The organism is Stenotrophomonas maltophilia group sp. LNF247 (genome assembly GCF_054083135.1).
This window is the reverse complement of sequence record NZ_JBSRQL010000014.1, coordinates 109,344-127,751: the sequence shown is the minus strand read 5'-3', so window position 1 is coordinate 127,751 and position 18,408 is coordinate 109,344. Positions and strand designations below refer to the sequence as shown.

The following is an 18,408-nucleotide window of genomic DNA, read 5'->3' as shown; positions in this document are numbered from 1 at the left end:
CTCGGGGTGGGCCGGGAGGGTGGTTCGGCTGGGGGCCGCTGCAAGTACGTCCATGTAAGCTCGGTCGCCGCATCCATGCGGCTCACGCCCCCAGCCGACCCACCCTACCGGCCACGGACAATTTCCTGCGCACCGCGGGAAGATCAAAAGAAAAATCAAAAGCAAAAGCCGGTTCTTCAGGCATTCGTGTCGACCAAGGTCGACACCTACCAAAGCAGAACGCCGTTCCGACCGATCGCGGCAATCTGTCGGAGGTGGGGCGGTGCGGGTTGGCAGGACCGTTGGCGCCATGGATGGCGCCATCGAGCCCCCATGGATGGGTTCACGGCATGTCCTGCCAACCCACACCGCCCCGCCCAACCCTCAGAAAACCAGCGCCGGCTGTTGCGGTTGCTGTCGCTTCGGCGGTTGCCTTCGCCTTTAGCGGGTGCAGGGCTGCAAGCCCTGCCGGAACCCCATATCACTCAGCAGGCCTCAGCCACCGCAGTGCGGCTACGCCCCAGCCATGCCAGCAGCAGGCCCGACGCGGCCAGCAGGCCACCGGCCACCGGAATCGCGGCGTAGCCCAGTCCCAAGCTGATCACCGCACCACCCAGCGCAGCACCTACCGCATTGCCCAGGTTGAATGCACCCACGTTGATCGACGACGCCAGGCCCGGCGCCTCGCTGGCCACCTGCATCACCCGGATCTGCAGCGGCGGCACGAGGGCGAAGGTCGCCGCGCCGAACAGCAGTACACCCAGCGCCGCGGTGGCGTGGCTCATGAAAGCCAGCGGCAGCACGAACATCAGCACCGCCAGGGCAGCCAGCAGGATACGGGTGGCGCCATCGAGCGACCAGTCGGCCATGCGCCCACCGATGCCGTTGCCGAAGGTGAAGCCGATGCCGATCAGGGCCAGCGCCATCGCGATGAAGGCATTGGAGGCGCCGGTCAACTCGGTCAGTACCGGTGCGACGTAGGTGTACAGCGTGAACATCGCACCCGCACCAAGCACGGTGGTGGCCATGGCCAGCAGCACCTGCGGCTGCAGGATCGCCTTCAGTTCGCGGCGCACGTCCGGGCGCGGTCCCGGTGCGGACGCGGGCAGCGCGAAGCCCAACGCAGTGATCGCGACCAGGCCCAGCGCCGCAGTACCGGCGAAGGACAGGCGCCAGCCCAGCTGCTGGCCGACCCAGGTCGCCAGCGGCACGCCACCGATGTTGGCGATGGTCAGGCCCATGAACATGGTGGCCACGGCCGCAGCCTGCTTTTCCTTCGGCACCAGGCTCGCAGCGACCACCGCACCGATGCCGAAGAAGGCACCGTGGTTGAGGCTGGTGACCAGGCGCGACAGCAGCAGCATCCCGTAGTTCGGCGCCAGCGCAGACAACAGATTGCCGGCGACGAAGATCGACATCAGCAGCATCAGCGCGGTGCGCTTGCCGAAACGCCCCATCAGCAGGGTCATCACCGGCGCGCCCAGCATCACGCCCACGGCATAGGCGGTGATCAGCATGCCCGCAGTGGGGATGCCAACGCCGACGCCGTCGGCGATGACCGGCAACAGGCCCATCGGGGCAAACTCGGTGGTTCCGATGGCGAAGGCGCCAACGGCAAGCGCCAGCAAGGCGGCTCTGGAATTCATGGGGGAGTCCTGGGGGGCGGGAATCGGGAGTGCGTAGCCTGCGCGCTTTGCTGCGCCGGATTAAGCCTCGCCCCGGGAAAACACTGTTGATCCTGATTCACAAGTGGAGGCCGGAACGCAGCCAAAAGTGCAAAAACCGCAGTGCCGTTGCAGAGCCAACCTCCCCCACAACGCAGAACCCCCGGCATGCCGGGGGTTCTGAGGGACTCACACGCCTGTGGCGCGCTTACCAGTTGCCGGCACCCGGCACGTTGTGCTCGCGGGCGCGGCGGCGCATCAGCAGATTCAGCCACTCCACCAGCACCGAGAAGCCCATCGCGGCGTAGATGTAGGGCTTGGGCACGTGCACGTCCAGGCCGTCCAGGATCAGCACCGCACCGATCATCAGGATGAAGGCCAGGGCCAGCATCTTCACGGTCGGGTTGGCATCGATGAAGCGGCCCAGCGGGTTGGCGGCCAGCAGCATCACCATCACCGACAGCAAGATCGCGGCGACCATCACCGGGATGTGGTCGGCGATGCCGACGGCGGTGATCACCGAGTCCAGCGAGAACACGATGTCGATCACCGCGATCTGCGCGATCACGTAGCCGAACACGGCCGAGGCCTTGGTGGTGCTGGGATCTTCATCCTCGCCGCCGCTGATCAGCTCCTTGATCTCCATGCAGCCCTTGATGATCAGGAACAGGCCACCAACGATCAGCACCAGGTCGCGGATGGAGATGCCCATGCCGGCCACGGTGAACAGGTTGGCCGCCATGTGCGCCAGGTAGGCCAGCGACACCAGCAGCGCGATGCGGGTGATGCAGGCCACCGCGATGCCAAGCTTGCGGGCGAACGGGCGACGCTCTTCCGGCAGCTTGCTGACCGCGATGGAAATGAACACCAGGTTGTCGATGCCGAGCACGATTTCCAGCGCGCTGAGCGTGAACAGGGTTACCCAGGCATTGGGGTCGGCGAGGAACTCAAAGGACATGGAAACTCTTCAAGGCAGTGGGGGAATGGGGTTTCAGCCGTAGTTGCCGGCCAGCGCGTGCGGAACCACGACCAGCGCCCAGCACAGCAGCACGTTCATCATCAGCACGAAGACCGCCGCCGAGCCCATGTCCTTGGCGCGGCCGGCCAGTTCATGGATCTCGCTGCCGTAACGTTCGATCACCGCTTCGATGGCCGAGTTGGCCAGCTCCATCGCAAGCACCAGCAGCATCGAGCCGATCAGCAGCGCGCGTTCGACCGGCGTCTGGCCCAGCCAGATCGCGAGCGGCGTCAGCAGGATCAGCAGGTAGACCTCCAGCCGGAACGACGACTCGTGCAGCCAGGCAGCGCGCAGGCCCTGCCAGGACCAGCGGGCGGCCTGGAAGATGCGGCGCGGGCCGCGCGGCAGATGGCCGAACTGATCAGCCACGGGGCGAACATCCAGCAACAGGGACGCGGCGCAGCGACCGCTCAGACGCACGGCAGGGGATCATGGGCGCACAGGAATAGGCAGATGGCCGCCATTTTGCCACAAGGCCGCCCGCCGCCGCCCGGCACCGGCCCGGTGAACGGACTGCCAGGGGCAAGCTTCGACCTGCCCCAGCTTCTATCATGGTCGTCCCTACCCTGCCGGAGCGCCTGATGTCCCATCGCCGTACCTGCCTGCTGATGCTGGGCCTGCTGACCGCCGCCCCCCTTGCCCAGGCCCTGGGCCCGGCCAAGTCACCGCGGGTACCCGAACAGGTCTCCAACGTGGCCTGGGCCAGCGACATGGCCCACTTCGCCAGCGCCGACCAGGCCAGCCCGCCGCCGCGTGGCGGTATCGAGTTCATCGGCAGCTCCTCGATCCGCATGTGGGAGAGCCTGGCCACCGACTTCCCCGGCCAGCCGGTGTTCAACCGCGGCTTCGGGGGTTCGGAAGTGCGTGACAGCACCTGGTATGCCGATCGCATCGTGGTGCCGTATGCACCGTGCAAGGTGTTCTTCTACGCGGGCGACAACGACCTCAACAGCGGCCGCAGCGCCGTGCAGGTGCGCGACGATGTGGTTGCCTTCGTGCAGCGCGTGCATCGCGACCTGCCGAAGACCCGGGTCGAGTACCTGTCGATCAAGCCGAGCCCGTCGCGTGCGCATCTGCTGCCGGCGATCAACGAGGCCAATACGCTGATCAAGGCCGCCCTGGCCACGCTGCCCAACACCGGCTTCACCGACATCTACACGCCGATGCTGGGCACCGATGGCCAGCCGGATGCAACGCTGTTCCGCGAGGACATGCTGCACATGACCCCGGCCGGGTATGCGATCTGGACCAAGGCGCTGGCGCCGAAGGTCAACTGCAACTGAGGGACTGCGGACGCCGGGCATGGCCCGGCGCTACCGCAACCCCATCCACGCATGGCGTGGATCTACTGAATCACGGGCAATGGGGTCGGAGGATCAGCGGAAGATCACCGTGGCCTCCGTGCCCTGCCCTGGCTCGCTGGCCAGCCTGACCTTCCAGCCGAAGCGGTCGCACAGCCGGCGCACGATCGACAGGCCCAGGCCGGTGCCCTGCGGGCGGCTCGGCTCGGCGCGGTAGAACGGTTCGAAGGCCCGCGACAGGGCGTCGGCAGACATGCCGATACCGGTATCGCGCACTACCACCCGGTCGTTGTGCACATGCACGTCGATGCGCCCCTCGTCGGTGTAGCTGCAGGCATTGCGCACCAGGTTGCTGATCACCACCTGCAGCACCCGCGGCGGCGCATGCAACTGCACCGGGCCGTCGCTGTGCAGGTGCACCGACACCGGGCGAGACCCCAGCAGTTCGTTGGCATTGTCCACCTCGTAGCGGACGATGTCGTTGACGTCGAACAGCTCGATCTGCGGTTCGACATCGGCCTCGCGGGCCAGGATCAGGAACGCATCGATCACCGCCTCCATGTCGCGGCCAGCCCGCTGGATGCGCTGCAGGCTGCGGCGCAGGCGCGGCTGCAGGGTTTCATCGCCAAGGGCCATGTCGCTGGCGACGCGGATGACGGTCAGCGGTGTGCGCAGTTCATGGCTGGCGTCGCGGGTGAAATTGCGCTCGCGCGCCACATGCGCGCTGACCCGGTTGGCCAGCGAATGCAGTGCGGCCGCCAGCTGGCGGGTCTCGCCCTGCATGTCCGCCGGCAGCTTGTTCGGCTCCAGATCGGCCGCTTCGGGGTGGCCCGGGTCCCAGCGCGAGACGCGCCGTGCCAGCCAGTTCACCGGCGACACCAGGCGCTTGGAAGCCCGATAGGTCACCCAGCTGGCGCCATACACCGCCAACAGGGTCAGCAGCACCGGCACGATGCCGAACCAGAACGCCAGCATCTCCGCACGCGAACGCAGGAACACCAGGTACAGGCGACCGGCGGGGCGCACATCGACCAGCACCAGCTGGTCATCCTGAGGCAGTTCGTGGAAGCCGGGCTCCAGGTTGCGCAGGTTGGCCGGCAATGACAGCGCCGACTGCCCGCTTTCCAGCAGGTAGCCGCGGATGTTCTGGGTGTTGGGCGGCGGCTGCACCGGCGACGCCTCGTGCAGCGTCCAGTAATAGGCCGCTTCCTCGCGCAGGGCGGCGCCGACCAGGCTGTGCTTGATGACCAGCGACACCAGCCAGGCACCGAGCAGGATGCCCAGGCTGGCCAGGACTGCCTGCAGGATGAAGGCGATACGGATCTTGCGCGGCAGGCCGTGCGGCATTGCGGGGTCCCGGTCAGAGCGCTGCGATTATAGGCAGCGCGCTGCGCCGTAGTCGTGCACGGACGCTGACCGGCGGCAGCGCCGGCCGGTCATCCGTGCCCGATGCGGGGTCGTTGCCCGGCCGGGCCTGATGCTGCACCGGCCCGGCCCCGATCAGGCCATCGGCTGTGCGATATCGGCAATGCGGTAGCCGGCGCTCTGCACGGTGTGCAGCAGCGGACGGTCGAACGGCTTGTCGATGATCTTGCGCAGGTTGTACAGATGGCTGCGCAGCGTGTCCGAGTCCGGCAGGCCATTGCCCCAGATCTCGCGTTCGATCTCCTGGCGGGTGACCACGCGCGGCGATTCGCGCATCAGGATGGTCAGCAGGCGCAGGCCGATCGGCGACAGCTGCAGCTCGGTACCGGCACGGGTGGCCCGCATGCTGACCGGATCGAGCACCAGGTCGGCGACCTTCAGCACCTCCGAACCCACCTGGCGACGTTCGCGGCGGATCAGCGCGCGCAGGCGGGCTTCCAGCTCCTGGATCGCGAACGGCTTGGTCAGGTAGTCATCGGCGCCGAACCCGAGGCCGGTGAGCTTGTCGTCCAGCGTGTCGCGTGCCGTGAGCATCAGCACCGGGGTGGACTTGCGCGCATCGTTGCGCAGGCGACGGCACACTTCGATGCCATCCAGGCGCGGCAGCATCAAGTCGAGCACCACGACGTCATAGCTGTTCTCCGCCGCAAGGCGGTAGCCATCCAGGCCGTCCTGTGCATAGTCGACTTCGAAGCCGCGACCTTCCAGGTATTCGCCGATCATCTCGGAGATGTTGCGGTTGTCTTCGACCACCAGCACCAAGCCGGAGGTCTCCTTCGTCTGACGCATGTGATTCCCTCTAACTTCAGCTTTGTGAAACATGCCGGATCGACGGTGGACGCGATGTGAAGTTCCGTCAAGAGGGTTGTAAATCGTTCAGAGCAGGGGCCGCAGGAGCGGCCAGACGTTGTCCAGCACCCTCGGTTGCGCCTGCGCCGTGGGGTGCAGGCCGTCGGCCTGCATCATGCCCGGCTGCAGGGCCACGCCCTCCAGCAGGAAGGGCAGCAGCGGCACCTCGTACTGCGTGGCCAGCGCCTTGTAGGCCGCAGCCAGGCGCTGGCGATAGGCCGGCCCGTAGTTGGGCGGCACGTCGATGCCCAGCAGCAATACCTTCGCGCCGGCCTTCTGGCTGGCCTGCACCATCTTTTCCAGGTTGCCCTGCACCTGCGCCGGGGTCAGCCCACGCAATGCGTCATTGCCGCCCAGCGCGATCACCACCACCGTCGGCTTTTCCTTCGCCAGCAGGCCCGGCAGGCGGGTCAGCGCGCCGGCGGTGGTCTCCCCGCTCATGCTGGCGTTGACGATGCGCGCCGGGGTTTTCGACTGCTGCCTGACCCGCTGTTGCAGCAGACTGACCCAGCCGGCGTCGGCAGGGATATTGTGGGCGGCACTGAGGCTGTCGCCGAGCACCAGCACGGTGCGGGCCGGACCTTTGGCACAGGCCAGCCCCGGCAACAGCAGGAACCCTAGCAGCAGCACCACCATCGCGCCGGCTCGCCGGCTCCATCCCGTCTTGCGCATTGGAGTCTCCTCATCGACAGCCTGTCCCCCCGCAGCGCGCCCGTCGCCATCGCCGTCGACCAGGTCGGCAAATCCGTGCAGGGCCCGGAGGGTGAAGTCCACATACTGGACAACATCACCCTGACCGTCCATGAAGGCACCAGCGCGGCCATCGTCGGCGCCTCCGGTTCGGGCAAGACCACCCTGCTCGGGCTGCTGGCCGGGCTGGACCTGCCCAGCCGCGGCCGCATTGCGCTGTCGGGCCAGGACCTGGGCGACCTCGATGAAGAAGCGCGGGCCCAGCTGCGCGCGCGCGAGGTTGGCTTCGTGTTCCAGAGCTTCCACCTGCTACCGGCGCTGACCGCCGCCGAAAACGTCGCGTTGCCACTGGAACTGGCCGGGCGCGAAGACCGTGCGCGGGTCGATGAAGTGCTGGCCCAGGTCGGGCTGGCCCATCGCGCCCGCCACTATCCGCGCCAGTTGTCGGGCGGCGAGCAGCAGCGCGTGGCATTGGCGCGTGCGTTCGTCACCCGCCCGCGCATCCTGTTCGCCGACGAACCGACCGGCTCGCTGGACCACGCCACCGGCCAGCACATCAGCGACCTGCTGTTCGAACTCAACGCCGGCAGCGGCACCACCCTGGTGCTGGTCACCCACGACCTGCGCCTGGCCCAGCGCTGCCAGTACATCCACCGCATCGACAATGGCCGCCTGCTGCCGGTCGAGCGTGGGGCGCAGGCATGAACCTGCTGCGGCACGCGTGGCGCGCGCTGCGTCGCGAGGCCCTGGCCGGTGACCTGCTGACCGTGTTCGCCGCACTGGTGCTGGGCGTAGCGGTGATGACCGCCGTGGGCACGCTGGTGAACCGGGTCAACCTGGCGCTGACCGGCAGCGCGGCGGAAATGCTCGGCGGCGACCTCGGCATCGCCGGGCGCGATGATCCGCCGCAGGCATTCGCCGACGAAGCGCAACGGCGTGGCCTGGCGCATACCCGCATCGCCAGCTTCGGCAGCGTGCTGTTCAACGGTGATGCCAGCCAGATGGCCAGCATCAAGGTGGTGCAGGCGGGCTATCCGCTGCGTGGCACGCTGCGGGTGCGGGCCACACCCGGCGGCGCCCTGATCGCCGATGCCGGCATGCCGCCCAAGGGCCAGGCCTATGCCGACCCGCGCCTGTTGCAGGGACTGGGGCTGAAAGCCGGCGATGACCTCGAATTCGGCGCCGGCACGCTGCGCATCGCCGGCATCATCGAGGCCGAACCGGATACCGGTGGCGACCTGCTGACGCTCTCCCCCACCCTGCTGGTCAACCGCGCCGATGTGGAAGGCACAGGCCTGCTTGGCCCCGGCAGCCGCATCAACTACCGGCTGATGTTTGCCGGACCGGCCGATCAGGTTGCCGCCCTGCGCCAGTGGCTGCTGCCGCAGGTCAAGGGCCTGCGCCTGCTGAGCGTGGACGACACCCAGCGCGGCGTGCGCCAGGCCTTTGATCTTGCCGGGCGCTTCCTCGGCCTGAGCGCGCTGCTGGCGGTGCTGCTGGCCGGTGTGGCCACCGCGCTGGCGGCCAACCGCTTCGCGCTGCGCCGCATCGACCAGGTGGCGATCCTGCGCTGCCTGGGCGCGCGCCAGCGCGACATCCTGCTGGGCCTGGCGCTGCAGCTGCTGATGCTGGCGGTGCCGGCCTGCGCGCTCGGCATCGGCCTGGGCATGGCTGCGCAGGAAGGCCTGGTGCAGGTACTGGGCAGCCTGGTGCCGCAGCGGTTGCCGCTACCCGAGGCAATGCCGGCGCTGACCGGCGCCGGCATCGGCCTGTTGCTGCTGTTCGGTTTCGGCCTGCCGCCGCTGCTGCGCCTGCGCGGGGTGCCGCCGATGCGCGTGCTCAACCGCTCCTTCGCCGCCCTGCCCCCGGCCTCGCTGCTGGCCTACGTAGCAGCGCTGGCGGCCAGCCTGCTGCTGGCGGTGCAGGTGACCGGTGATCTCAAGCTGGCGCTATGGGTGCTGGGCGGCCTGGCCGCGTTGGCGGTGGCGGCCGGCGTGGTCGGTTTCGTGCTGCTGCAGCTGCTGCGCGGCCTGCAGCACCGTCTGCACGGCCACTGGCGGCTGGGCCTGGCGGCGCTGACCCGGCGCCGGATGCTGGCGGTGATGCAGCTGGTCGGGCTGTCGCTGTCGCTGTGCGCGCTGTTGCTGCTGGCGGTGACCGGCCCCGGCCTGCTGCAGCAGTGGCGCGAACGCCTGCCTGCGGATACGCCGAACTACTTCCTGATCAACATCCAGCCCGGACAGCGTGACAGCGTGCTGGCCGCGCTGCGCGGACTGGGGGCCAACGACGCCAGCATCGAACCGATGGCGACCGGTCGCCTGATCGCGATCAACGGCAAGCCGCCGCTGCGCGTGGATCGCTCGCCGGACCAGAGCGGGCAGCCGGCGTCAGGCGAAGCCCAGCGCGATGACGACGACGAGAACCGGCCGTTGAACTTCAGCTGGCGCAGCAGCTTCCCGCCGGCCAACACGCTGATGAACGGCACCTTCTGGACGCCCGACAGCACGGCGGCGGAGGCGTCGGTTGAAATCGGCTGGGCCAAGCGCTACGGCGTGTATCCGGGCGACCGCATCACCATTTCAGTAGGCGAGCAGGAGCGCGAGTTCACCGTCACCAGTGTGCGCAAGGCCGACTGGAACACCTTCCGGCCGAACTTCTTCGTGCTGTTGAACCCCAATGCGGTGGGCGATACGCCGCACAACCTGCTGTCGGCCTTCCATCTGCCGTCCGGCAACACGGCCGGGTTGGGCGAGCTGGTGCGCGCGCAGCCGAACCTGTCGCTGCTGGACGTGGACGCGGTGATCTCGCAGGTGCGCGACGTGATGGAGCGCGTGGCGCAGGCGGTGCAACTGGTGATGGTGTTCAGCCTGCTGGCCGGCGTGCTGGTGCTGCTGGCTGCGCTGCAGGCCACGGCGGGCGAGCGCCGCTACGACAGCGCGGTGCTGCGCACGCTGGGCGCGACCCGGCGCCAGCTGCGTGGCGCGGTGCTCGTTGAGTTCGGCGCACTGGGCACGCTGGCGGCGATGCTGGCGGTGGGCGCGGCCGCAGCGATCGGTGTGGCGGTGTCGCAGAAGGTGTTCGAGCTGCCGTTGCTGCCGCCGTGGCCGGGCCTGCTGATCGGCGGCGTGGTCGGCATCGGGTTGAGCCTGCTGGCGGGCTGGTGGGGTACGCGGGCGATCCTGCATACGCCGCCGGCGTTGGCGCTGCGCGAGGCCTGAGGCGACCGTGACACGCTGCGGGTGGGGCCGGCTGTACGCTGCGCGCCCCACCTGAGCGCATCCACACATGGCGTGGGTCTACTAACGAGTGGCCGGGATGATGGACGCCTGTTGCTGCGCCCAGGCCACGGTCGCGCTCATCGCGCGCTGCACGCCCAGAAGCGTTATGAACAGGCAGAGCTCGTCCTTCTCCTCATTATCCCCTACCCGCTTACGGACTTCGCTGTATTCAGGCGGGCTGCCGAAAATGACGACCCGGATGATGTTGCCGCTGGGCAGGTGCTTGGCGGAGAAGATCGGGTTGGCACCGCGATCCTTAGTGCCATCGACGAAGAACGTGTTGTAGTGCGGGCTGCGGAAGTCTTCAATGCGCAGGCTTGCCGCGTTGATTCCCGTCATGAAGTGGTCGTGGATATGCTGTTCAAGACGATCGTAGACCTGCGGGTCGGACAAATAGGTATCGAACATCTGGCGTTCTGGCACGACCATCAGCAAGCCTCGTTTCCATGCATTGGAATCGCAAAGACACGAACAACTTCGTAACCGGGAGGGCCATCAGTGCGGCTTTCGCAGAAGCGAAAACCCGCGAGCAGGCCAGCATCTTCGACAACGGAGCGCACGGCGTCGATTTCCGTCGAGGTGTTGCTGCCACTTTCGTGCCAGCGCCGGGCTCCAAATGCGACCCCCTCCGAACCTGGATAGTAGAAAACGTTGGGGAGCAGCACGCCCTCTTCCGCATACAGCTCGAAATCGGTGAAGCTCAATGCCAGAAACATCTTCGCTCCGGCTGGATCGCGTGCGCTGCCGGCAATACGAACGGTCGCCAGAACATGCATGCAGAGACTGAACAGATAAGCCGATGTCCATCGAGGCCCAAGACGCGCGAGCAGCCCGTCTATCCGCTGGGTTCGCGAAACAAGTGCGGCTTCCTCGAAGTCATCGATTTCGAGAAAGAAGCTGTCGATATCATCGCAGGCTTCGCCGGACAACATCTGACTGCACAAGGCGGAAAGCTTCATCTGCGGCGACGTTCAATGACTGCGTGGGCGGCCACCCTACCCCATGCGCAGAAGCCGGAAAGCGGACTCGGACAAAATACAGCGAAATGCGTCATGTTTATACGCACAAGGCACCAATCCGTCCGGCGACGCGCGCAGACACCGAATCGCGTCACCACCGAAAGCGTGCCGAGCAAGCTCGGCACCTACCAAGAGCACATGGACGGACCGCCAAAGCCACGCCATGAGTGGATGCGGTTGTGGAGTCGAGCACAGCTCGACTCCACACGCGGCCTCAGTTCGGCGCCTTTTCCACGTACTTGGCGAACACCTCGTCGATCTGCTTGTCCTTCACCTTTTTGCCGGACTGAATCGCTTCGGCCTGGGTGAACAGCGGAATGATCATCGCCATGCCATCGATCCTGGTCTTCAGGTGCACGCCCGGGGCCTGGCCGAGGAAGCCGTCCCAACGCTGGCGCACCTTGGCCCAGTAGCCGGCAGTGGCCTTCCAGTAGTCACGCGCCGGGGTGAAGTCGACCTCGGTGGTCTTCACGTAGTCGTTGAAGCCGAACTCGCGGGCGATCTCCACCTGGCTGCCGTCGGCGTTGCGCTGCACCTTGGTGTTGAACTGTTCGTGGGTCCAGCCGTTCGGGGTCAACGTGTGGCGGTTGATCACGGCCAGCGCGTTGTAGTCGCTGCGCTTGGTGTACTCACGGCGCGGCAACGGGCGCCAGCTCAGGTCGCTGGTCCAGCTCGGCACGTTGTTGGTGTAGGTCCAGGTGCCGGTGCCGCAGTAGCGCGGTGCGTCGCTCACTTCATACACGCACTGGGTCCAGGCGCCCTGGTTCACCGCTGTGGGAATGCTGCGCACCTTCCATGTCTGGTCGGCACTGAACTCGAAACGGTTCGGTGCCTCGTACACCCAGTCCTGGCGCCAGTGCTTGGTGATGTGGCCGCTCTTTTCATCCAGCAGCAGGTGCTGCAGCACGATGCGCTTCGGCGTGTCCTCGACCACGATGACCACTTCGCTGCCACCGCTGCGCATCGCCGGGGCGCGCTCGTAGCCGGGCTTCAGCAGCACGGTCTCGTCGAATGCGAAATCGACGGTGTACTCGCCCTGCAGGGCAAGGATGCTGTCGTGGTCGCGGGCGACGTCGGAGGGCTGCGCGCTGGCCACGCCGCCGGTGGCGAGCAGCAGCATGGCGCTGGCTGTCTGGAGCTTCATCGGGGTCTTCCTTCAGGGGTGCAGATTCATTGAGGGGCCATCCGTGGCCAACGGGCGTTCCATCAGGAGAGGGTCACAGGCGGATCAGCGGCAGGTCGCCGGGAATCCGTGGCGCCGGGCGCCGGGCGGCGTCGGCACAACAACAGTCGTCGATCACCAGTTCGCCTTCAGCACCTTCCAGGCGTGCGATGCGGCGGGCGGTGGCCGCGCCCAGCGAGGACAGGGTCGACAGGCTGGCCGCCAGGGTGCGCCCGTCGTCGGCGGCGTGCAGGCGCAGCGCACACAGGCGCCAGCGCTGGCCGCCGAGATGGCCGGCCAGGCGCCGCCACAGCCGTTCGCCGACGCTGCCATCGCTGTCGTGTTCCGGTCCCGGCGGCAACGCGGCCACCAGCCGGTCCCAGGCCAGGAAATCGCTGTCCGGTAGCAGATACAGACGCCACACGCAGCGGCCGCGGCCATCGAGGAAACACAGGCTTTCGCGCAGGCCTTCACTGTCCACGCCCTGGCAGGCGTGCACGCGTACGGCCTGGCGCCAGCCACCCAGCTCGTTGCCGTCGGCGTGGTACAGGCACAGCACGGTGCCGAGCGTGGCCAGCTGTGCCGGGGTCGGCCAGGCCGCGCTGTTCGGCGCGGCGATGGAGTCATTCCTGCGTGCGGACAAGGCTCGGCTCATGAGATCACCAGGAAACGGCAAGGCTGGCGGAGAAGGTGCGGCCCGGGCTGCTGAAACGATCGCTCAGTGCGCGATCGGTGATCAGGCTCGGGGTGATCGACGACCATTCGATGTAGCGCTTGTCGGCCAGGTTGAACACGCCGACATTGAAGGCGGCACCCGGCGCGAAGTTCCAGTGCGCCATCAGGTCCAGCACGCCGTAGCCGGCCGGCTGGTAGACGAACGGCGCCGGTGCGTTCGGATTGGTCTGCGCCGCAGGCGGCGGCAGGCGCTTCTTGCGCTGCACGAAGGTACCGGCCAGTTCGACGCCCCAGGTATCGGTGTCGTACATCAGGCCCAGCGTGCCACGCAGCGGATCGACCGAGGCCAGCGGTTCGTCATCGGTCCGGTTGTCACCACGCGACCATGCCAACGCACTGCGCAGCGCCCAGCCCTTCAGCGCCGGGCTGAGTTCGCCAAACTCGATGCCGGCCTTCATTTCCGCGCCATAGATGCGCGCGTCGGCGATGTTCTGCGACTGGAACACGGTCAAACCCTGTGCGTTGCGACCGGTATCGACGTTGGACTCGATGAAATCCTTGTAGTCGTTGTAGTAGCCGCTGACGCTGACGTACGCCGCCGGCGCGATGAAGCGCAGGCCCAGTTCGTAACCGTCGCTGGTTTCGGGCTTCAGGTCCGGATTGGCGATGGCGGTATAGTGGAAGGCGACATTGGTTAGGCCGATGTTGACGTCGTTGTACGGCGGCGAACGGAAGCCACGCGCATAACCGGCGAACAGCGACCATTCGTCGGTAAAGCGCCAGACCATGCCCAGCTTCGGCGACACGCTGGTCTTCTTTAGCTGCGCCACGGCCGTGGTCGGGTTGTCTTCGGCGAAGACGCTGTCCACTTCCGGCTTCAGCTCGTAGCGGTCCACGCGCACGCCCGGCACCAGCGACAGCCTGCCATCGGCAAAGCGCATCTCATCCTGTGCATACAGGCCCAGCTCGGTAGTCTTGCTGATCGGGAAGTCACGCACCGGGAAGGTGTCCGGCAGCACCGTGTTGCTGACCACGCCCGCCTTACTGACCTGATAGCCGTCGCGCTTCTGGCGGATCTCGGTACGGGTGCCTTCGAAACCGTAGGTCAATGCGTGCTCGACGCTGCCGGTGGTGAACGCCTTGTTGAACTGCGCCTGCAGGCCATAGGCATGCTGGTCGAAGGAGAACACGCGGTGGCGGCGGGTGCCGTCGGTGCGCGTTTCGTCGGTCTGCTGCCGGGTTTCGCTGTTCTGCGCGTACACCTGCCAGTGCAGGCTGTCGGCGAACGGCTGGTCCAGCGCATCCATTTCGTGGGCGAAGGAGACGCGGTTGCGCTTCTGGGTGTCGTGGGACTTCATGCCAGTGGCCGCAGCCATCGCGCCGGGGCGCGGTGCAACGCTGGCGATCGCCGACAGCACATTGGTATCGGTGGTGTCTTCGTTGCCTTCCACGGTCAGGCGGAAGCGCTGGTCCTCGCTGGGTGCATAGACCAGTTTGCTGAGCAGGCTGCGGCCGTCGCGATCCTGCGGATTGGACGCGGTGCGGGTGTCGTTGTCGCTGCGAACCGTGCCCTTGTTGTCCGTTTCCTGGCCCTGGTGGTGGTTGACGTTGACCAGGCCGCTCCAGTGGTCGCCACCGAAGGCGGCCGTGGCACCGCCGAGCAGGCCCTTCCACTCACCGTCGTAGCCGAACTTCAGGCCGAAGTAGCTGTTCTTGCCGTCCTTGAGATAGTCGGCCGGGTCTTTGGTCACGAACGCGACCACGCCACCGAGTGCATCGGAGCCGTACAGCGGGCTGGCCGGTCCACGCACGATCTCGACGCGCTTGAGCGTATCGAGGTCGGTGAAGTTGCGGTTGGAACTGGCGAACGAACCGATGTCGAACCGGGTCGGCATGACGATGCCGTCGGTCTGGATGCGCACGCGGTTGCCGTCCAGGCCACGGATGCGGAAACCATCCAGGCCGAAGCGGGTCGCGCTGCGGGTGACCGACAGGCCCGGCTCGTAGCGCACCAGATCCTTGATGTCCTGCACCAGGTGCCGGTCCATCTGCTCACGGTCGATGACATCCACGGTGGCCGCCACGTCGCTCAGCGCCCGCTCGGTGCGGGTGGCGGTGACCTGCACCCGATCGAATTCGCGCGCATCGGGGGCAGCAGTGGCAGCAGCGTGGGCGGACAGCGGCAGCGCCATCCAGACAGCAAGGCAAAGGGCGGTATGGCGGGTCATCGGGTTCGTTCGGTCAGGCAGGGGACCCCCCGGTTACCGGCGCACCCGGAAGGTGCACGCGGTAGACCGAGGGGGAGAGAGCGGGAGCGGACGGGTCGCCCACCCTGTCGGCGCTGCCGGCAGGAGGGAGGGAGGCGGGCGACCAGACCGCGATTACTTGGTCAGGATCAGCTTGTCGTTGCTGGTGTGCCGCAGGCGATAGAAACGGTCGCCGTGCTGGATCAGGATTTCACGACGGCCCTTGAGCAGGGCTTCGCTGTCGATGACCTCTTCCGGCGGAACGACACGGACCGGACGATCGCGGAGGGTCAGCGTTTCGGGGCGCAGCAGTACAGGTTGAGCATTCATGAGCATCTGGACTCGTGCGAGGGACGAGTTAAATGATAATGATTCTCAGTTGACAATCAACAACCATTCTCAATTTCATTGGTGAGATTAATGATCGAATTCCGTAATTCGATAGATCGCATCAATTAAATGGCGAAGCAGGTGTGTAGAGTCGACTGTTGGTCGACTGCTGTTGCTCGAAGCAGTCGGTTATTCGAAGCAGTCGACTAACAGTCGACTCTACCGTTCCCGTTCCTGTTCCCGTTCCTGTTCCCTCGGCCAAGCCGGCCCGACCGAGGCCCCCGAGGCCCGGTCGGCCCCGGGGTTCAGGCGAAGACGGCTTCGACCTGCGCCCAGCCGGCGGCGTCGACCTGCTCCAGCACCTCCAGTGCCTGCAGGTTCTGCAGCAGCTGGCTGACCCGGCTGGCGCCGAGGATCACGCTGGAGACATTCGGGTTGCGCAGGCACCAGGCGATGGCCAGCGTGGCCGGCGCCTGCCCCAGCGCACGCGCCACCTCGCTGAAGCGGCGCACCTGGGCCAGGCGGGCTTCGGCGTCGGCACCCAGCACCAGGTCCTGCAACCACTGCATGCCTTCCCGGCCCAGCCGCGCATCGGCCGGAATGCCCTGGTCGTACTTGCCGGTGAGCAGGCCCGAGGCCAGCGGCGAGAAGATGGTGGTGCCCAGTCCGGCGCCGGCATACAGCGGCGCGTACTCGACCTCCACGCGCTCGCGGTGCAGCAGGTTGTACTGCGGCTGCTCCATCGACGGGCCCTGCAGGTTGCGCGCCTGCGCGATGTCCAGCGCCTGCTGGATCTGCACGGCCGACCACTCCGAGGTCCCCCAGTAGAGGATCTTGCCCTGCCGCACCAGGGTGTCCATGGCATGCACGGTCTCGGCGACCGGTGCGTCCGGATCCGGGCGGTGGCAGTAATAGAGGTCCAGGTAATCCACCCGCAGGCGCTTGAGCGCGGCGTGGCAGGCATCGGTCACATGCTTGCGCGACAGGCCGCGCTGGGTCGGCCGCGGGTCCTTGGCGCTGCCGAAGAACACCTTGCTGGAGACGCAGAAACCGTCGCGCGGCAGGCGCAGGTCGGCGATCACATCGCCCATCACCTGTTCGGCGCGGCCGTTGGCATAGCCCTCGGCATTGTCGAAGAAGTTGACGCCATGATCCCAGGCGGCCGCCACCAGGTTGCGGGCCTCGTCGCGCGGGATCTGGTCACCGAAGGTCACCCAGGCGCCGAAGGACAGGGCGGAAATCGGCAGGCCGGTGGAGCCCAAGCGACGGTATTGCATGCGAATCTCCTGCTGCGGGCCCGCATCCGGGCCGGGATCGAACTCCATTCTACCTGCCGCCGCCGGCCGCAAGCCCTTGCCGTTGCTGGCCCGATCGGTACCGTTGGGTGCGCGCACGCTGCTTTTTCTTGCCCCGGCCCCTGCCCTGCACTAGGCTTCCCGTTTTTCGCGACGCCCCAGGGGAGTCACTCACATGGTCGAAGGTTTGGGCAGGATCGGCTTCGGCCTGTTCGGGTTGGCGGTGCTGATCGGCATCACCTGGTTGTTTTCCAACAACAAGCGTGCAGTTGACTGGAAGCTGGTTGCCACCGGTATCACCCTGCAGATCGCCTTTGCGGCGCTGGTGATCCTGGTGCCGGGCGGGCGCGACGTGTTCGATGCGCTGGGCAAGGGCTTCGTCAAGATCCTCAGCTTCGTCAACGAGGGCTCGGGCTTCATCTTCGGCTCGTTGATGGACACCAAGAACTACGGCTTCATCTTCGCCTTCCAGGTGCTGCCGACCATCATCTTCTTCTCGGCGCTGATGGGGGTGATGTACCACCTCAACGTCATGCAGGCGATCGTGCGCGTGATGGCCTGGTCGATCACCAAGGTGATGCGCGTGTCCGGCGCGGAAACCACCAGCGTCTGCGCCAGCGTCTTCATCGGCCAGACCGAGGCGCCGCTGACCGTTCGCCCGTACATCGCCAGGATGACCCAGTCCGAACTGCTGACCATGATGATCGGCGGCATGGCGCATATCGCCGGCGGCGTGCTGGCGGCCTACGTGGGCATGCTGGGCGGCGGCGATCCGGCGCAGCAGGCTTTCTACGCCAAGCACCTGCTGGCGGCCAGCATCATGGCGGCCCCGGCCACCCTGGTCGTGGCCAAGCTGCTGATTCCGGAAACCGGCACCCCGCTGACCCGCGGCACGGTGAAGATGGAAGTCGAAAAGACCTCCAGCAACATCATCGATGCCGCCGCTGCCGGCGCCGGTGACGGCCTGAAGCTGGCACTGAACATCGGCGCGATGCTGCTGGCCTTCATCGCCCTTATCGCGCTGCTGAACGCGCCGCTGACCTGGGTGGGCGAAGTGACCGGCCTGGCCGCTGCCATCGGCAAGCCGACCAACCTGTCGACCATCTTCGGCTATCTGCTGGCCCCGATCGCCTGGGTGATCGGCACGCCGTGGGCCGACGCCACCACCGTCGGCTCGCTGATCGGCCAGAAGGTCGTGATCAACGAGTTCGTCGCCTACACCGAACTGTCGCAGATCGTGAACGGCCAGATCCCGGGCGTGAGCCTGTCCGCCGAAGGCCGCCTGATTGCCACTTACGCGCTGTGCGGCTTCGCCAACTTCAGCTCGATCGCGATCCAGATCGGCGGTATCGGTGGCCTCGCGCCGGAGCGCCGCCACGACCTGGCCAAGTTCGGCCTGCGCGCGGTGCTGGGCGGTACCATTGCCACCTTCATGACGGCGACCATCGCCGGCGTGCTGACGCACTTCAGTTGAACC

At 66.8% G+C, this 18,408-nt stretch carries 17 protein-coding genes; 4 read left to right on the top strand and 13 right to left on the bottom strand.

Annotated features, from left to right (window positions below; genetic code table 11):
• Nucleotides 1-464: 464 nt before the first annotated feature.
• From ACTXG9_RS14565 to ACTXG9_RS14555, 3 genes are all read right to left on the bottom strand, one after another.
• Nucleotides 465-1,625: an MFS transporter gene (locus tag ACTXG9_RS14565; protein ID WP_111097998.1), complete on the bottom strand. Its 1,161-nt coding sequence runs from the start codon at nt 1,623-1,625 to the stop codon at nt 465-467.
• Nucleotides 1,626-1,851: 226 nt separating this feature from the next.
• The gene (locus ACTXG9_RS14560; RefSeq protein WP_019661110.1) at nt 1,852-2,601 is read right to left on the bottom strand and encodes a TerC family protein; all 750 of its coding nucleotides are present in this window, start codon (nt 2,599-2,601) and stop codon (nt 1,852-1,854) included.
• A 33-nt stretch (nt 2,602-2,634) separates the two neighbouring features.
• A complete protein-coding gene (locus tag ACTXG9_RS14555; RefSeq protein WP_019661109.1) occupies nt 2,635-3,030 on the bottom strand; it encodes a diacylglycerol kinase in 396 nt (131 codons plus the stop codon).
• Between the two features lie 212 nt (nt 3,031-3,242).
• On the opposite strand from ACTXG9_RS14555, the gene ACTXG9_RS14550 reads away from it, so the two are divergent.
• The gene (locus ACTXG9_RS14550; RefSeq protein ID WP_019661108.1) at nt 3,243-3,944 is read left to right on the top strand and encodes an SGNH/GDSL hydrolase family protein; all 702 of its coding nucleotides are present in this window, start codon (nt 3,243-3,245) and stop codon (nt 3,942-3,944) included.
• Nucleotides 3,945-4,037: 93 nt separating this feature from the next.
• Here ACTXG9_RS14550 and ACTXG9_RS14545 read toward each other — a convergent pair whose 3' ends face one another.
• From ACTXG9_RS14545 to ACTXG9_RS14535, 3 genes are all read right to left on the bottom strand, one after another.
• Complete coding sequence (locus tag ACTXG9_RS14545; RefSeq protein WP_019661107.1) at nt 4,038-5,309, bottom strand: sensor histidine kinase; 1,272 nt, start codon at nt 5,307-5,309, stop codon at nt 4,038-4,040.
• Nucleotides 5,310-5,462: 153 nt separating this feature from the next.
• A complete protein-coding gene (locus ACTXG9_RS14540; protein ID WP_002811889.1) occupies nt 5,463-6,176 on the bottom strand; it encodes a response regulator transcription factor in 714 nt (237 codons plus the stop codon).
• Nucleotides 6,177-6,263: 87 nt separating this feature from the next.
• Nucleotides 6,264-6,908: an arylesterase gene (locus ACTXG9_RS14535; RefSeq protein ID WP_019661105.1), complete on the bottom strand. Its 645-nt coding sequence runs from the start codon at nt 6,906-6,908 to the stop codon at nt 6,264-6,266.
• Between the two features lie 75 nt (nt 6,909-6,983).
• Here ACTXG9_RS14535 and ACTXG9_RS14530 point away from each other — a divergent pair, with 75 nt between their 5' ends.
• A complete protein-coding gene (locus tag ACTXG9_RS14530) occupies nt 6,984-7,631 on the top strand; it encodes an ABC transporter ATP-binding protein (RefSeq protein ID WP_111097999.1) in 648 nt (215 codons plus the stop codon).
• A complete protein-coding gene (locus tag ACTXG9_RS14525) occupies nt 7,628-10,144 on the top strand; it encodes an ABC transporter permease (RefSeq protein WP_456115519.1) in 2,517 nt (838 codons plus the stop codon). The genes ACTXG9_RS14530 and ACTXG9_RS14525 overlap by 4 nt, the downstream gene beginning before the upstream one ends.
• A gap of 81 nt (nt 10,145-10,225) precedes the next feature.
• On the opposite strand, the gene ACTXG9_RS14520 is transcribed toward ACTXG9_RS14525, so the two are convergent.
• The 7 genes from ACTXG9_RS14520 to ACTXG9_RS14490 all read right to left on the bottom strand — a co-directional run bounded on the left by ACTXG9_RS14520 (nt 10,226) and on the right by ACTXG9_RS14490 (nt 16,913).
• The gene (locus ACTXG9_RS14520; protein WP_146256789.1) at nt 10,226-10,639 is read right to left on the bottom strand and encodes a hypothetical protein; all 414 of its coding nucleotides are present in this window, start codon (nt 10,637-10,639) and stop codon (nt 10,226-10,228) included.
• Entirely contained in the window at nt 10,633-11,163 is a 531-nt protein-coding gene (locus tag ACTXG9_RS14515) for a hypothetical protein (RefSeq protein WP_021203454.1), read from the bottom strand. Before ACTXG9_RS14515 ends, ACTXG9_RS14520 begins: the two co-directional genes overlap by 7 nt.
• 274 nt (nt 11,164-11,437) lie before the next feature.
• On the bottom strand, nt 11,438-12,367 hold the full coding sequence (locus ACTXG9_RS14510) for a DUF6607 family protein (RefSeq protein WP_227844924.1): 930 nt from the start codon (nt 12,365-12,367) through the stop codon (nt 11,438-11,440).
• Nucleotides 12,368-12,440: 73 nt separating this feature from the next.
• The gene (locus ACTXG9_RS14505; protein ID WP_021203452.1) at nt 12,441-13,040 is read right to left on the bottom strand and encodes a ChuX/HutX family heme-like substrate-binding protein; all 600 of its coding nucleotides are present in this window, start codon (nt 13,038-13,040) and stop codon (nt 12,441-12,443) included.
• A 4-nt stretch (nt 13,041-13,044) separates the two neighbouring features.
• Complete coding sequence (locus tag ACTXG9_RS14500; RefSeq protein WP_456115518.1) at nt 13,045-15,288, bottom strand: TonB-dependent hemoglobin/transferrin/lactoferrin family receptor; 2,244 nt, start codon at nt 15,286-15,288, stop codon at nt 13,045-13,047.
• Nucleotides 15,289-15,441: 153 nt separating this feature from the next.
• Nucleotides 15,442-15,636, bottom strand: a complete 195-nt coding sequence (gene hemP, locus ACTXG9_RS14495) for a hemin uptake protein HemP (protein ID WP_005412278.1) — start codon at nt 15,634-15,636, stop codon at nt 15,442-15,444.
• A gap of 305 nt (nt 15,637-15,941) precedes the next feature.
• On the bottom strand, nt 15,942-16,913 hold the full coding sequence (locus ACTXG9_RS14490; RefSeq protein WP_031270250.1) for an aldo/keto reductase: 972 nt from the start codon (nt 16,911-16,913) through the stop codon (nt 15,942-15,944).
• A 193-nt stretch (nt 16,914-17,106) separates the two neighbouring features.
• Here ACTXG9_RS14490 and ACTXG9_RS14485 point away from each other — a divergent pair, with 193 nt between their 5' ends.
• Nucleotides 17,107-18,405, top strand: a complete 1,299-nt coding sequence (locus ACTXG9_RS14485) for a NupC/NupG family nucleoside CNT transporter (protein WP_019661098.1) — start codon at nt 17,107-17,109, stop codon at nt 18,403-18,405.
• Nucleotides 18,406-18,408: the final 3 nt, after the last annotated feature.

Coding starts and splice junctions, on each gene's coding strand:
- ACTXG9_RS14565 (WP_111097998.1), bottom strand. CDS start 1,625: ATGAATTCCAGAGCCGCCTTGCTGGCGCTTGCCGTTGGCGCCTTCGCC.
- ACTXG9_RS14550 (WP_019661108.1), top strand. CDS start 3,243: ATGTCCCATCGCCGTACCTGCCTGCTGATGCTGGGCCTGCTGACCGCC.
- ACTXG9_RS14485 (WP_019661098.1), top strand. CDS start 17,107: ATGGTCGAAGGTTTGGGCAGGATCGGCTTCGGCCTGTTCGGGTTGGCG.
- ACTXG9_RS14510 (WP_227844924.1), bottom strand. CDS start 12,367: ATGAAGCTCCAGACAGCCAGCGCCATGCTGCTGCTCGCCACCGGCGGC.
- ACTXG9_RS14535 (WP_019661105.1), bottom strand. CDS start 6,908: ATGCGCAAGACGGGATGGAGCCGGCGAGCCGGCGCGATGGTGGTGCTG.
- hemP (WP_005412278.1), bottom strand. CDS start 15,636: ATGAATGCTCAACCTGTACTGCTGCGCCCCGAAACGCTGACCCTCCGC.
- ACTXG9_RS14500 (WP_456115518.1), bottom strand. CDS start 15,288: ATGACCCGCCATACCGCCCTTTGCCTTGCTGTCTGGATGGCGCTGCCG.
- ACTXG9_RS14515 (WP_021203454.1), bottom strand. CDS start 11,163: ATGAAGCTTTCCGCCTTGTGCAGTCAGATGTTGTCCGGCGAAGCCTGC.
- ACTXG9_RS14505 (WP_021203452.1), bottom strand. CDS start 13,040: ATGAGCCGAGCCTTGTCCGCACGCAGGAATGACTCCATCGCCGCGCCG.
- ACTXG9_RS14545 (WP_019661107.1), bottom strand. CDS start 5,309: ATGCCGCACGGCCTGCCGCGCAAGATCCGTATCGCCTTCATCCTGCAG.
- ACTXG9_RS14560 (WP_019661110.1), bottom strand. CDS start 2,601: ATGTCCTTTGAGTTCCTCGCCGACCCCAATGCCTGGGTAACCCTGTTC.
- ACTXG9_RS14490 (WP_031270250.1), bottom strand. CDS start 16,913: ATGCAATACCGTCGCTTGGGCTCCACCGGCCTGCCGATTTCCGCCCTG.
- ACTXG9_RS14525 (WP_456115519.1), top strand. CDS start 7,628: ATGAACCTGCTGCGGCACGCGTGGCGCGCGCTGCGTCGCGAGGCCCTG.
- ACTXG9_RS14540 (WP_002811889.1), bottom strand. CDS start 6,176: ATGCGTCAGACGAAGGAGACCTCCGGCTTGGTGCTGGTGGTCGAAGAC.